11 protein-coding genes are annotated in these 13,792 nt (G+C 61.1%); 9 read left to right on the top strand and 2 right to left on the bottom strand.

Annotated elements, in window-relative coordinates; genetic code table 11:
• Positions 1–166: 166 nt before the first annotated feature.
• On the bottom strand, positions 167–1,711 hold the full coding sequence (locus ILFOPFJJ_RS03345; RefSeq protein WP_173509144.1) for a sigma-54-dependent transcriptional regulator: 1,545 nt from the start codon (positions 1,709–1,711) through the stop codon (positions 167–169).
• 186 nt (positions 1,712–1,897) lie between these two features.
• On the opposite strand from ILFOPFJJ_RS03345, the gene ILFOPFJJ_RS03340 reads away from it, so the two are divergent.
• From ILFOPFJJ_RS03340 to ILFOPFJJ_RS03330, 3 genes are read left to right on the top strand one after another with little or no spacing between them, the layout of a single operon-like run.
• A complete protein-coding gene (locus ILFOPFJJ_RS03340) occupies positions 1,898–3,772 on the top strand; it encodes a M3 family oligoendopeptidase (RefSeq protein ID WP_173509143.1) in 1,875 nt (624 codons plus the stop codon).
• Positions 3,773–3,826: 54 nt separating this feature from the next.
• On the top strand, positions 3,827–4,984 hold the full coding sequence (locus tag ILFOPFJJ_RS03335) for an aminodeoxychorismate synthase component I (RefSeq protein ID WP_173509142.1): 1,158 nt from the start codon (positions 3,827–3,829) through the stop codon (positions 4,982–4,984).
• The gene (locus ILFOPFJJ_RS03330; protein ID WP_173509141.1) at positions 4,981–5,607 is read left to right on the top strand and encodes an aminotransferase class IV family protein; all 627 of its coding nucleotides are present in this window, start codon (positions 4,981–4,983) and stop codon (positions 5,605–5,607) included. The genes ILFOPFJJ_RS03335 and ILFOPFJJ_RS03330 overlap by 4 nt, the downstream gene beginning before the upstream one ends.
• Here ILFOPFJJ_RS03330 and ILFOPFJJ_RS03325 read toward each other — a convergent pair.
• A complete protein-coding gene (locus ILFOPFJJ_RS03325; protein WP_173510142.1) occupies positions 5,581–6,522 on the bottom strand; it encodes a GGDEF domain-containing protein in 942 nt (313 codons plus the stop codon). The two genes, ILFOPFJJ_RS03330 and ILFOPFJJ_RS03325, sit on opposite strands and share 27 nt — an antisense overlap.
• A gap of 160 nt (positions 6,523–6,682) precedes the next feature.
• Here ILFOPFJJ_RS03325 and ILFOPFJJ_RS03320 point away from each other — a divergent pair, with 160 nt between their 5' ends.
• The 6 genes from ILFOPFJJ_RS03320 to hemH all read left to right on the top strand — a co-directional run bounded on the left by ILFOPFJJ_RS03320 (position 6,683) and on the right by hemH (position 13,780).
• Positions 6,683–7,561: a heme-dependent oxidative N-demethylase family protein gene (locus ILFOPFJJ_RS03320; protein WP_173509140.1), complete on the top strand. Its 879-nt coding sequence runs from the start codon at positions 6,683–6,685 to the stop codon at positions 7,559–7,561.
• 245 nt (positions 7,562–7,806) lie between these two features.
• Positions 7,807–9,258, top strand: a complete 1,452-nt coding sequence (locus ILFOPFJJ_RS03315; protein WP_173509139.1) for a homospermidine synthase — start codon at positions 7,807–7,809, stop codon at positions 9,256–9,258.
• A gap of 276 nt (positions 9,259–9,534) precedes the next feature.
• Positions 9,535–9,900: an outer membrane lipoprotein Omp10 gene (omp10, locus tag ILFOPFJJ_RS03310; protein ID WP_173509138.1), complete on the top strand. Its 366-nt coding sequence runs from the start codon at positions 9,535–9,537 to the stop codon at positions 9,898–9,900.
• 122 nt (positions 9,901–10,022) lie between these two features.
• Positions 10,023–10,430, top strand: coding sequence for a GFA family protein (locus tag ILFOPFJJ_RS03305; RefSeq protein WP_173509137.1), 408 nt, complete (start codon positions 10,023–10,025; stop codon positions 10,428–10,430).
• 324 nt (positions 10,431–10,754) lie between these two features.
• Positions 10,755–12,632 (top strand): bifunctional metallophosphatase/5'-nucleotidase, encoded by a 1,878-nt coding sequence (locus ILFOPFJJ_RS03300; RefSeq protein WP_173509136.1) that lies wholly within the window; start codon positions 10,755–10,757, stop codon positions 12,630–12,632.
• Positions 12,633–12,745: 113 nt separating this feature from the next.
• The gene (gene hemH / locus ILFOPFJJ_RS03295) at positions 12,746–13,780 is read left to right on the top strand and encodes a ferrochelatase (protein ID WP_173509135.1); all 1,035 of its coding nucleotides are present in this window, start codon (positions 12,746–12,748) and stop codon (positions 13,778–13,780) included.
• Positions 13,781–13,792 lie beyond the last annotated feature (12 nt).

Here is a 13,792-nt window from a genome sequence, read left to right as displayed (position 1 = left end):
ACGGACAACCGTGCTTTGTTGTCTCAGATGACTGTCAAATAAGGTGACAGCATGGCAAATATGCCACAGTCGTCACCGCCCCTTATAATATAGTGAACAGTTCACTAACAAGGTCTAAACGGCGGTGACCTAATTGCACGGCTAATCAGTTGTGAATGCGTCGAATTTATGCGGCTTCGCGCAGCGGATTATCGGGATCTATGCCGTAATCCTTGAGCTTTCGGTAGAGCGTCGAGCGCCCGATTCCGAGTTTTCGCGCCACTTGACTCATCTGCCCGCGGTAGAACTTCAAGGCAAAACGAATCAGTTCTTCCTCGACCTCGGCGAGTTTGCGCACGTCGCCACCTTCATCGACGCTGGCAATGGCGTTCTCCAGACGGTTATCCGGCGCATGCTCCCGGGACGTTGATTGTTCCGCGACCTTCAAATCGGCATGAGCGTTCGGAGCATATCCGGCAAGCGTCGGAGCGCGCTCCGGCCCGGCCTCGCCCCAGGAGAAACCCGAACGATCGGCGACGACATAGCCGGGGATCTGGGTCGCGATCTGCGGAAAATCCTTGACCGTGAGTTCGTTGCCGTCCGCGAGCACCACCGCGCGGAAAATCGCGTTTTCGAGCTGACGGATATTGCCCGGCCAGTCATAGGCCGTCAGCAGCGCCATCGCGCCGCTCGACACCGTCAGCGGTGCATTGAGCCGCTGCTCCGCGGCAAAGCGCTCGACGAAGGCGCGCACCAGCACCGGAATATCTTCCTTGCGCCGGCGCAGCGCCGGAATGGTGATCGGGAAGACGTTGAGGCGGTAATAAAGATCTTCCCGGAACCGGCCTTCGCGCACCTCGTTGATGAGATCCTTGTTGGTGGCCGAGATCAGCCGCACGTTCACTTTCTGCGGATGACGCGCGCCAACGGTCTCGATCTCGCCCTGCTGGACGGCACGCAGCAGCTTGACCTGAACGTCGAGCGGCAGATCGCCGATTTCATCAAGGAAGAGCGTTCCGCCATCCGCATCGACGAATTTGCCCGTGTGCTTTTCGGTTGCGCCGGTAAAGGCGCCCTTCTCGTGACCGAAGAGGATGCTTTCGACCAGGTTGTGCGGGATCGCACCGCAATTGACGGTGACGAACGGCTTGCCGGCCCGGTCGCTTGCCGACTGGATCGCGCGCGCTACCATCTCCTTGCCGACGCCGGATTCGCCTTCAAGCACGATCGGGATATTGGACTGCGCGGCGCGACGGGCGAGATCGATGACCCGGATCATCGCCGGGCTGGCCGAGACGATGTCGTCGAAGCCGATCGCGCCACCGCGCGACCGACGCGACGTTTTCACCTTGCCGTCGCGGTGCGCCATCTTCAGCGCGTTGCCGATCGCGACCGAGAGCCGCTCCGGCGAGACCGGCTTGACGAGGAAGTCGAAGGCGCCGGCCTGCATGGCGTGGACCACCGTTTCGATGCCGCCCTGTCCGGTCTGGACGATCACGGGCGTATCGACGCCGCGTTCGGCAAGCGCTTCGAGAAAACCGTGGCCGTTCATCTCGGGCATCAGGAGGTCGAGCAGGATGACGTTGATGATACCGCCCTTGCGCACCAGCACTTCGAGACCGCTGCGGCCGTTGTCGGCGAGATGGGCGACGTGACCCAGCCGTTCGATCATGTTCGTCAGCAACCGGCGCTGGACCGGATCGTCATCGATGACAAGAATATGTGATGTCACGAAAGCCTCCTGCTTAGGACACGCGGTACTCTTTGGCCAACCTCATGTGCCAAATCATGCCAGCCATTCGTGCCATAAAGGGCTGAACATCATGTTTTGAGAAAAGCTTGCATTTTATCCATTGGCGGCGATAGCAAAGAGGCCCATATGGCTTGTTGCCCCAGCCACAACGCGAGAAATCCGAAGATGCCGCTATCCGCTCGAAACCTTGCAGCTTACGCCACTCAATCCGCGGTTCGCGCGACGGCCGGACAGGCGCATGGCGTTGCCGCCGATCTCGGCGATCTGCCGTCCTGGCGCCTTGAAGATCTTTACGTCTCTTCCACGGCGGAAGAGTTCCGCTCCGACCTGGCGAAGGCGGATGCCGACGCGATCGCATTCGAGAAGAAATGGAAGGGCAAGCTTACGGAGGCGGCCGGCAAGACCGGTGACGAGGGTATCGGCGCGGCCGTGAAGGAGTTCGAAGCGCTTGAGGACCTGATGGGGCGGATCGCCTCCTTTGCCGGGCTGACCTACTTCTCCGACACGTCGAAGCCTGCAAACGGCAAGCTTTACGGTGACGTTCAGTCGAAGCTTACCGACATGTCGGCTCATCTCTTGTTCTTCTCGCTGGAACTCAATCGCATCGAGGACGGCATCATCGATGCGGCTCTGAAGAACGACACACTCGCAGCACATTACAAGCCGTGGATCCTCGACCTGCGCAAGGACAAGCCCTATCAGCTCGATGACAAGCTGGAGCAGCTTTTCCTCGAGAAATCGATGACCGGCGCGACGGCCTTCAACCGACTGTTCGACGAGACGGTCGCGGCGCTCACCTTCAACGTCGACGGCGAGGCGTTGCCGCTCGAGGTTGCTCTGAACCTTCTGCAGGACCCCTCGCCCGAGACCCGCAAGAAGGCGGCGATGGCACTCGCCGAAACCTTCAAGGCGAACATCCGCACCTTCACGCTGATCACCAACACGCTCGCCAAGGACAAGGAAATCTCCGACCGCTGGCGCGGCTTCGAGGATATCGCCGACAGCCGCCACCTCGCCAACCGCGTCGAACGGGAGGTCGTGGACGCGCTGGCCGCCGCGGTGAAGGCAGCTTATCCGCGCCTTTCGCACCGCTACTACGCCATGAAGGCGAAGTGGCTCGGCATGGAGCAGATGGAATTCTGGGACCGGAACGCGCCGCTGCCGGAAACGCCGAACGCGCTCATCCCGTGGAACGACGCGAAGGACACGGTGCTTTCCGCCTATCACGCCTTCGCTCCGGAAATGGCCACGATCGCCCGGCGTTTCTTCGATGACCGCTGGATCGACGCGCCGGTGCGGCCCGGCAAGGCGCCAGGCGCCTTCGCCCATCCGACGGTTCCGTCCGTCCACCCTTATGTGCTCGTCAATTACATGGGCAAGCCGCGCGACGTGATGACGCTCGCCCATGAACTCGGGCACGGCGTGCATCAGGTACTCGCCGGCGGACAGGGCGCGCTGATGGCTTCGACACCGCTGACGCTTGCCGAAACCGCCTCCGTCTTTGGCGAGATGCTGACCTTCCGGGCGCTCCTCGACCGGACCAAGGACAAGCGCGAGCGCAAGGCGATGCTCGCCCAGAAGGTGGAGGACATGATCAACACGGTCGTGCGCCAGATCGCCTTCTACGAATTCGAGCGCAAGGTCCACACCGCCCGCAAGGACGGCGAGCTTACCGCGGATGACCTCGGCGAGATGTGGCTTTCGATCCAGACGGAAAGCCTCGGGCCTGCGATCCGGATCTCCGAGGGCTATGAAACCTACTGGGCCTATATCCCCCACTTCATCCATTCGCCCTTCTACGTCTATGCTTATGCCTTCGGCGATTGCCTCGTGAATTCGCTCTACGCCGTCTATCGAAAGGCCGAGAAAGGCTTCCAGGAGAAGTATTTCGAGCTCTTGAAAGCGGGCGGAACCAAGCATCATTCGGAACTGCTGGCGCCCTTCGGGCTCGACGCGACAGATCCGTCGTTCTGGGCGCAGGGATTGTCGATGATTGAGGGGCTGATCGACGAGTTGGAGGCGCTTGATAAGGCAGCCTAAGCCGCCGGCTAATGCTCCAACGGCCGGATGTTGAACGGACGACGACCAGCTTCGATGATCGAGAATGCGCCCTATGTCCTTTTCCGGGACGACAGCGAGAACCGGACCACGGTCTTCGCTGAACCCTCGCGCGTGATCACGGCGCGGACGCGAAGTGAATTCTGGCGCGGCCTTGCGGAAATCGAAAGCGCTCACCGCGCCGGAAAGTGGCTCGCCGGCTATATGGCCTATGAGGCCGGCCATCTCTTCGAGGAAAAGCTCGAGCCCTTTGCCGAGGAGAACCGGGAAACACCGCTGATGTCCTTCGGCGTCTTCGACGCGCCCGCGGAAGGTCACCCTCTTGCCGAACCGCAGCGACGGACGGAAAACGAACCCTTTCTTTCCGAGCCTCGCGCCGGCTGGGACTTTCCCGCTTACCGCGCGCGGTTCGAACGCCTGCATCGGCACCTTCGCCAAGGGGACTGCTATCAGGCGAACCTGACGATGCCGATCCGTGCGCGCTGGTCGGGCGACCCACGCGCGGCCTTCTGGTCGCTGATCGAGCGCCAGCCGGTGAAATACGGGGCGCTGGTGGCGCTCGACGGTCCCGTCCTCCTTTCGCGCTCTCCGGAACTGTTCTTCCGCGTCGACGCCGACGGCTGGATCGAAACGCATCCGATGAAGGGCACGGCACCGCGCGGCGCGACGGCCGAGGAGGACGCGGCGATCATTGCCGGGATGCGGGCGGACGAAAAGACCCAGGCCGAAAACCGGATGATCGTCGACCTGCTGCGCAACGACATCTCCCGCGTTACCACAGTCGGAACATTGGACGTCCCGAAACTCTTCGACATCGAGACCTATCCGACCGTTCATCAGATGGTGAGCCACGTCAGGGCCAAACTTCGGCCCGATACCGGTATCGCCGATATTTTTGCGGCTCTCTTTCCCTGCGGCTCCATCACCGGCGCACCGAAGATCCGGGCGATGGAAATCCTCCATGAATTGGAATCCGGGCCGCGCGACGCCTATTGCGGCGCTATCGGCTTCATCGCGCCGAACCGCGTCATGCGATTCAATGTGGCAATCCGCACGATTTCGCTGTTTCCCGACGGCCGGGCAGTCTTCAATGTCGGCGGTGGCATCGTCTTCGATTCGAAGGCCGAGGCGGAATACGACGAATGCCTGCTGAAGGCGCGCTTCGCCATCGGCGACGCCGAGATTGCGCGATGACGGATTTCTCCCTGATCGAAACGCTGCGCTTCGAGCCGGAGAGCGGCTTCGTCCGGCTTCGCTTGCATCTCGCCCGGTTGACGCGCTCGGCGAGGCGGCTTGGCTTTGCAGGCGCAGGCGCTGCGGAAGGGCACCTGAAGGAGGCGGTGCGCGGCGCCGAAGGTCCGCTGCGGGTCCGCTTGACGCTTGATCGCCACGGCGTCATCGCCGTGACCACCGCTCCCTTTTCCCCTCTTCCCCACGATACCGTCTGGCGCGCGCGGATCGCTGCCACAAGGCTCGATTCCAGCGATCGGCTGCTTCGGGTCAAGACGACACGACGCGAGGTCTTCGAGGCGGCGCGCAGCGAGTTCTCCGCAGCGGAGGCCGACGAGGTCATTCTGCTGAATGAAAAGGGCGAGGTCTGCGAAGGCACGATAACCTCGGTCTTTCTCGATGACGGAAGCGGCATTCTGAAGACGCCGCCGATCGCCTGCGGCCTGTTGGCCGGCGTGCTGCGCACCGAGCTCGTCTGCCAGCGCCGCGCGCGCGTTTCCCGGCTCTCCCTTGCCGATCTTGAAAGCGGACGCCTCTACCTCGGCAATTCCCTACGAGGTTTAATCCGGGCGAAACTCGTGGTCTGAACCCGCCAGAGTATAGCGTTTCACCCGGTCGCGCCCTTCGCGCTTGGCAAGGTAAAGAGCCTCGTCCGCTCGCGCGTAAATGTCGTTGACGGTATCGCCCTCGCGGTATTCCGCGAGCCCTACCGAGCAGGTGTAATAGAACTCCGGAATGTTCGAAAGCGGGCGGGCGCTACGCACCTTGTCCAGCAACCGATCGAGAATGAGATGGCTTTCACTGACCGTCGTGTCCGGCAGGATCAGCATGAACTCCTCGCCGCCGATTCGGCCGAAGCAGTCTGAGCGGCGGACGAACCCCTGCATCTGGCGGGCGAAATCGAGCAGCACTTCATCGCCCCGCTGGTGGCCATAGCGATCGTTGATTGCCTTGAAATAGTCGATGTCGATGATCGCGACGCAACCCCACATGTCCGGGTTGCCGGTACAGTTGGTAATGAACTCGCTAAGCCGGTTCATCGTATAGCGCCGATTCGGCACGCTCGTCAGTTCGTCCACTTGCGACGCGCGTACCGCGAAATCGCGGTCCTGCCGCAGTTCGCGTTCCTCCGCGCGTATCGAGGTGATATCGACGGCAATGCAGAGCATCCAGCCGCTAGCGTCGACCGTCTCCGTCATCCACAGCCAGCGGCCGTCATGAAGGTCGGTTTCAAGCGCACGAAACGGGACCTTTCCGCGCCGATGGACCGTGGCCGCGATCCAGGCTTCGATGTCGTCCGTCTTCACCACCGTGCCCTTGCCGCAGGCATAATTGCGCCGCATCAGATCGGCCCAAGTCGGAAAGTCGTCCGGAGCGAGATTATAGGCGGCGCGAAATGCGTCATTGGCAAAACACAAACGGTCCTGCTGATCATAAAGTGCGATCAATACGGGCGATCGGGCCTCCAGTTCCATCAAGGTCTGGAGATGGTCGCCAAGCACGGTCAAATCTCAATCCCTCCGGGTAAACGCATTAGGGAAATGCAATTACAGCAAGAATATACACGCGCAAGAGCTATAACACGAATCGCTTGTGGCCGAATGCCCGCCATGCCAATGGAAGGGAATATGGTTAAATCGCAAAACCTTCCGGCCCTCCAGCATGAAGCACACCCCCTACGACGGCTCGTCGAAACCCTTCACGATCGGCCTCGCCCAGCTCGATCCCGATCGGTGGATCGAACCGGACGATGCGCTTGAATTCTATCTCGACGAAAAGGAGCGGCCGCTCACCTCGATGCGCGAGACCGTCTTCGTTGCCGAGACCGGAACGGAGCCTGCGCAGGGTGAACTCCTGAATGTCCTAACAGAATACCTACCGAGGCAGTATCCGGCGCTTTACCGGCGAGAGGGCGACGCGATGATCGTCGGCAAGCGCCGGGTGGCGCTCGTCGGCGACGCCCCTCTCGTCACCGCGGGTTCGCTAATCCAGGACGATCTTGCGATCATGGAGCGAAGGAATGGCGATTGGCGGCTTGCTGCCGCCTATGTCGCCTTTCCATCCTCCTGGTCGCTGGCAGAAAAATTCGGCCGGGCAATGCACGAGATTCATGCGCCCGTTCCGGGCTTCGGCCAAGGCACGCGCAATGCCGAACTCATCAGCCGCATGTTCGACAATCTTTCGCCCGGCCGCTTCGTCGAACGCTTCAACTGGGCGATCAACGTCGACGGCGCGCTGCACTTGCCGAAGTCGAAGTCCGAAGGGGTCGATGCAGAAGCGATCTCGCTTTCCGAAGATGGGACCTTCATACGTGTTGAACGCCAGACGCTTCGCAAACTGCCCGAGACCGGCGCGATCGTTTTCACGATCCGCATTTATTCAGACCCGCTTGCCGCACTCAGAAGCCACCCCGACGCGGCGGCGCTTGCACAATCCTTCGTTGCCCAACTGCGCGAATTGACGCTGCCTGAAGCTGCCTACAAGGGTCTTGTAAGCAAGCGGGAGGCGCTGATCGCGGCGTTGCTGGCGGTTGCCGGTTAAGCAAAGTCTAAAGTCGCGGTTGACGCGCCGGCTCTTTATTGTGACAGGAAACTATGCTCTTAGAGCATCCGCTTTCAGCGATTTCACCTGGAAGCGGGCAAGATACTCTAGTTCGCAGTGCCTTGGCGCCTTCGGCGCGTTCATCGAACGCCCGGCGCTGCTGGCTTGAACAGAGACCCGAACGCCCGCTTTCCCCGCGCGTTTCAACCAACCTCACAGGGATGTTTTCTCAGGAGAAGACCAAAATGGCAGATACCACTTACCCGGTTTATGGCGAGATCACCGGACCGATCGTCATGATCGGTTTCGGCTCGATCGGCCACGGCACGTTGCCGCTGATCGAACGCCACTTCAAATACGACAAGAACCGGTTGATTGTGGTCGAACCGCGTGAAGACGCCAAGGACACGGAGATTTTCGAGCGCCATGGCGTGCGTCACGTCAAGGCATACGTCACCAAGGACAACTACAAGGAGCTGCTGAAGCCGCTCCTGACAGAGGGCGGCGGCCAAGGCTTCTGCGTCAATCTCTCCGTCGACACCTCCTCGCTCGACCTCATGAAGCTCTGCCGCAAGCTCGACGTGCTCTACATCGACACGGTCGTCGAACCCTGGCTCGGTTTCTACTTCAACACCGAAATGGACAACGCGGCCCGTACGAACTACGCGTTGCGTGAAACGGTGCGCAAGGAAAAGCAGAAGAACCCGGGCGGCACCACCGCGGTATCGACCTGCGGCGCCAACCCCGGCATGGTCTCCTGGTTCGTCAAGAAGGCGCTCCTCAACCTCGCCGACGATCTCGGCCTGAAATATGAGGAACCGCATCAGGACGACCGCGAAGGCTGGGCGAAGCTGATGAAGAAAGCGGGCGTCAAGGGCATCCACATCGCCGAGCGCGACACACAGCGCAGCAAGGAGCCGAAACCGCTCGACGTGTTCTGGAACACCTGGTCGGTCGAAGGCTTCATTTCCGAGGGCCTGCAGCCGGCCGAACTCGGCTGGGGCACGCACGAGAACTGGATGCCGAAGAACGCCAAGAAGCACAAGAAGGGCTGCAAGGCGGCGATCTACCTGGAACAGCCGGGCGCAAACACGCGCGTGCGCACCTGGTGCCCGACGCCCGGCCCGCAGTACGGCTTCCTCGTCACCCATAACGAATCGATCTCGATTGCCGACTTCTTCACCGTTCGCGACAAGGACGGCGAGGTCACCTACCGCCCGACCTGCCACTATGCCTATCATCCCAACAACGACGCGGTGCTCTCGCTGCACGAGATGTTCGGCAACGGCGGCAATGCGCAGCCGGTGCACCACGTTCTCGACGAGAACGAGCTCGTCGACGGCGTCGATGAACTCGGCGTGCTGCTCTACGGCCATGACAAGAACGCCTACTGGTATGGTTCGCGCCTGTCGCTGGAAGAGACCCGGCGTATCGCGCCCTATCAGAATGCTACCGGTCTGCAGGTGACGAGTGCCGTTCTGGCCGGCATGGTCTGGGCGCTCGAGAACCCGAAGGCAGGCATCGTCGAAGCTGACGAGATGGACTACAAGCGCTGCCTGGAAGTGCAACTTCCCTATCTCGGCCCGGTCGAAGGCCACTACACCGACTGGACGCCACTCGAGGGCCGTCCGGGCCTGTTCCCGGAAGACCTCGACACCAAGGATCCGTGGCAGTTCCGGAACATCCTCTTCCGCTGACATCGCAGTAGATAAAGTTGCAGATCCGGCCCGGACCATAGCTGCTCCGGGCTTTCTTATCAGCGCCGATAGGGGTTGCGTGGCAGCGCAAGGCCTGCCGTTCCGAGTGACGGAAATCGCGGTCTAACGTCTTAGAATTGATCACGTTTACGACGTGGAGCGATTCAATCCAAAATCGCCGAGATTTGAGTGACGGTCTTGCTTTCAACTCATGATCGCGGCATGGTTTCGCGCACAGAACGAAACCGCCTTGGCAAGACGCGGGAGAAAACGCCAATGAAGCCTTTCGCCATTCCGACCCTTCTGGCCGCCGCGGCAGCGCTGGCTTCATGCCAGTCGTCGCCACGGGAAATCGGCGGACCGCCGCCTCGCCAGGCTGCCGGCGTCGAAGGCGCCTGGGTCGATCCGAACGGCATCGTTTCCACCTTCGCCGGCGGAACCTTCTCGACACGCACCACCGACACCAACCAGCTCCTCGCCTCCGGCAACTACGTCAATGTCAGCCCGACGCTTGTCGAGATCAGCATGACGTCGCTGGTGCGCAACACCCAGTCGAAGGTCAACTGCGCGCTCGTGACCCAGAGCCAGTTGAACTGCACCACGGATTCCGGCGCACAATTCTCGCTCGCGCGCCGCGGCTGAACCGGATGGACACGGTGACGAAGGGTCCGTTCAACACCCTTCTGAATGAAGAAGGCCTGCCCAAGCGCGGGCCTTTTCTTTGATCGACCAGCGGGAGCGCGCGTCCGATCTACGGGGAGATGATGCTGAGGACCTATGTGGGAAGCTGCCATTGCGGCGCAGTCCGTTTCGAGGCCGATCTGGACATCGGTGCCGGCACCGGAAAGTGCAATTGTTCCATTTGCACGAAGATGCGCCTGTGGTCGGTTCGCGCGAGGCCCGAGGCTTTTCGTCTCATCGAAGGCGAGCGCGAACTGACGGACTACCGGGGAAGGAACAAGGTGGCCCATCACCTTTTCTGCAAGCACTGCGGCGTGCACCCTTTCCAGCGCATCGATGTCCCGAATATGACGGGCAGTCCTTATCTCAATATCAATATCGCATGTCTCGATGGCGTCGACACCGACGAGTTGATGGCAGCACCTCTAAGTTATTACGATGGTCGCAATGACAATTGGGCGGAAACGCCCGCCGAAGTGCGGCATCTTTAGCCCGAAAAGCATCAGCCATCGCGGCCCTTCGAAGGCCGCGTCGTGTGGTTCGGCAGCCGGCTTAACCCTACTGCATGATTCCTTAATCGGGATCGACTTAAAGACAAAATGATGCAGCAATTCAAAGTGCTATAGCGACCTTTTGCGCGTCCGATTGGACGCGCGGCGCTGTAGTTGGAATCCGGCAAAGAAAGGGCGGCTTTAGCGCTTGAAGTCGGCCGCAACTGGTGAAAACATCCGCCACGCCATCTCGGTCGGGGGGATCGAGCATTCCTCGCGATTTCGCAATCGATCGGAAGTCCACAGGCAGAACGGGAGAACATCATGATCAGACACATACGGACCGGCCTCATGACCGCGTCTATTCTCGCCCTTTCTTCGGGCGCCGCCTTCGCCGATTATGAATTGAACATCCTGCACATCAACGATCTCCACTCCCGTATCGAATCGATCAACAAGTTCGATTCGACCTGCTCGGCGGAAGATGAAGGTAAGAATGAGTGCTTTGGTGGCGTCGCCCGCCTGAAGACGCTGATCGACCAGAAACGCCAGGAGTTGACCGGCAAGAATATGCTTCTGCTCAACGCGGGCGACAATTTCCAGGGCTCGCTCTTCTTCACCACCTACAAGGGCGCGGCGGAAGCGGAATTCCTGAACCTGATGAAATTCGATGCGATGACCGTCGGCAACCACGAGTTCGACGAGAGCGAAGACGGCCTCGCCAGCTTCCTCGACAAAGTCACCTTCCCGGTCGTAACGGCAAACGTGCTACCAAGCCACAAGTCGAAGATCGGCGACCGGATCAAACCGTCGATCGTGCTCGATGTCGGCGGCCAGAAGATCGGCATCGTTGGCGCCGTCGCCAACGACACGCCCGAACTCTCCTCTCCCGGACCGGACATCCTGATCGGCGAGGACGTCGCGACGATCACGAGTGCTGTCGAGGAAGTCAAGAAACAGGGGGTCAACAAGATCATTGCGCTGACCCATGTCGGCTACCCGCGCGACCTTGCGGCAATCGCGAAAATTCCGGACGTTGACGTCGTCGTCGGCGGTCACTCCCACAGCCTGTTGTCCAACACCGACGAGAAGGCGGAAGGCCCCTATCCCACGATGGTCGACAATCCGGGTGGCTACAAGGTGCCGGTTGTGCAGGCTGGCTCCTACAGCAAATATCTTGGCGACCTCGTCGTCACATTCGATGACAGCGGCGTCGTAAAGGCCGCCAAGGGCGATCCGATCCTCATCGACTCCGCGGTAAAGCCCGACGAAGCTGTGCTTGCCCGGATCAAGGAACTCGCCAAGCCGATCGAAGAATTGCGAACCAAGGTCATCGCCAAGACGGAAACGCCGATCGATGGATCGCGCGAGAATTGCCGCGCCAAGGAGTGCGAAATGGGCACACTGGTGGCCGACGCCATGCTCGACCGCGTCAAAGGTCAGGGTGTGACGATCGCCATCACCAATGGCGGCGGCCTGCGCGCTTCGATCGACGCCGGCGACGTGACCATGGGTGAAGCGATTACCGTGCTCCCCTTCCAGAACACCCTCTCGACCTTCGAGTTGAAAGGTGCCGACATTCGCGCCGCGCTGGAAAACGGTCTGAGCCAGATCGAAGAGGGTGGCGGACGCTTCCCGCAGGTGGCCGGCCTCAAATATTCCTTCGACCGCACAAAGCCGGCAGGCAGCCGGTTGGTGTCTGTCGAGGTGAAGGAGGGCGAGGCCTTCACCGCGCTCGACCCGGAAAAGACCTATTCGCTGGTCAGCAACAACTTCATGCGCGGCGGCGGCGACGGCTATGACGTCTTCAAGACCAAGGGCGAGAACGCCTATGATTACGGTCCGGGGCTGGAGACGGTGCTCGCCGACTACCTTGCCGCGCACCAGCCGTTCAAGCCCTATACCGATGGCCGCATCACGGAAGTCGCTGCGGCGTCTGGCACGACTGCGAGCGACATGGCTGCTCCGGCAGAGGAGGCGAAGCCGGCCGAGAGCACCGCTGCCGCACCCGCTCAGCCGGCAACCGAGACGGCGGCTGCCGGACCGCAGAAGCACGTCATCGCCCGCGGTGACACACTTTGGGACCTCGCCGAGTCCTTCTATGGCGACGGCGCGCTCTGGCAGAAGATCTCCGCAGCCAACGGCGAGCCCGCTCCGCGCAGGCTCGAAATCGGCCGCGAGCTGGCAATTCCGGCCAAGTAAGACAATTTGCCTCTGGCAGATCGGCCGGCGCGGGCTTCCCCGCGCCGGCATTTCTTTTTAGAAGAGCTTGAGACCGACGGCGCTGGCAACCAGAAGCGCCCATGAGGACCGAGATGACGACCGCACGCGCCGAACCGACCACCGACCACCCTGCCGTGAGATCCGGGAAGATCGGCGTGCTGCTCGTGAACCTCGGCACGCCGGACGGCACCGACTACTCCTCGATGCGCCGTTACCTCAAGGAGTTCCTGAGCGACAGGCGCGTCATCGAATGGTCGCGTCTCTACTGGTATCCGATCCTCTACGGCATCGTGCTCAACACGCGACCCGGCAAGGTCGGCAAGACCTACGAGCTGATCTGGAACAAAGAACTGAATGAGAGTTGGCTACGCACCTACACCCGCAATCAGGCCGAACTGATGGCGAAGACCTTTGTCGATCGGCCGGCGGTCGTCATCGACTGGGCGATGCGCTACGGCCAACCGTCCATCGCCTCGCGCATGGAAGTGCTGCAGAAGGAAGGTTGCGATCGCATCCTCGTCTTTCCGCTCTATCCGCAATATGCGGCGGCCACGACCGCAACGGTCAACGACAAGGCGTTCGAGGCGCTGTTGAAAATGCGCTGGCAGCCGGCGCTGCGAACCGTTCCGCCCTATCACGACGATCCGGTCTATATCGATGCGCTCGCCGCCTCGATCAGCAAGCATCTTGCAGCGCTCGACTGGGAGCCGGAAGTCGTGCTCGCCTCCTTCCACGGCATTCCGAAGAGCTATTCCGACAAGGGGGATCCCTATTATTTCCAGTGCCAGCAGACCGCGCAGCTATTGCGCGAGAAGCTCGGCTGGCCGGAGGAAAAGCTGCAGGTCACCTTCCAGTCCCGCTTCGGCCCGGAGGAATGGCTGCAGCCCTATACCGACAAGACCGTCGAGAAGCTGGCGAAGGACGGCATCAAGCGCCTCGCGGTCGTCAATCCCGGCTTCGTTTCCGACTGTCTGGAGACGCTGGAGGAAATCGCCGGCCAGGCCGCCGAAAGCTTCCACCACAATGGTGGCGAGAAATTTGCGCACATTCCTTGTCTGAACGACAGCATGGAAGGCATGGCCGTGCTCAATCACGTCGTGCGCCGCGAGCTTGAGGGCTGGCTCTAGGCGGCCCTTCTC

This window comes from Sinorhizobium psoraleae (assembly GCF_013283645.1).
Classification (GTDB): Bacteria; Pseudomonadota; Alphaproteobacteria; order Rhizobiales; family Rhizobiaceae; genus Sinorhizobium; species Sinorhizobium psoraleae.
This window is presented reverse-complemented; position numbering and strand designations above follow the sequence as displayed.

Excerpts from the sequence above, each read along its gene's own strand:
- ILFOPFJJ_RS03335 (WP_173509142.1), top strand. The coding sequence starts at position 3,827 with ATGATCGAGAATGCGCCCTATGTCCTTTTCCGGGACGACAGCGAGAAC.
- omp10 (WP_173509138.1), top strand. The coding sequence starts at position 9,535 with ATGAAGCCTTTCGCCATTCCGACCCTTCTGGCCGCCGCGGCAGCGCTG.
- hemH (WP_173509135.1), top strand. The coding sequence starts at position 12,746 with ATGACGACCGCACGCGCCGAACCGACCACCGACCACCCTGCCGTGAGA.
- ILFOPFJJ_RS03305 (WP_173509137.1), top strand. The coding sequence starts at position 10,023 with ATGCTGAGGACCTATGTGGGAAGCTGCCATTGCGGCGCAGTCCGTTTC.
- ILFOPFJJ_RS03315 (WP_173509139.1), top strand. The coding sequence starts at position 7,807 with ATGGCAGATACCACTTACCCGGTTTATGGCGAGATCACCGGACCGATC.
- ILFOPFJJ_RS03330 (WP_173509141.1), top strand. The coding sequence starts at position 4,981 with ATGACGGATTTCTCCCTGATCGAAACGCTGCGCTTCGAGCCGGAGAGC.
- ILFOPFJJ_RS03320 (WP_173509140.1), top strand. The coding sequence starts at position 6,683 with ATGAAGCACACCCCCTACGACGGCTCGTCGAAACCCTTCACGATCGGC.
- ILFOPFJJ_RS03340 (WP_173509143.1), top strand. The coding sequence starts at position 1,898 with ATGCCGCTATCCGCTCGAAACCTTGCAGCTTACGCCACTCAATCCGCG.
- ILFOPFJJ_RS03300 (WP_173509136.1), top strand. The coding sequence starts at position 10,755 with ATGATCAGACACATACGGACCGGCCTCATGACCGCGTCTATTCTCGCC.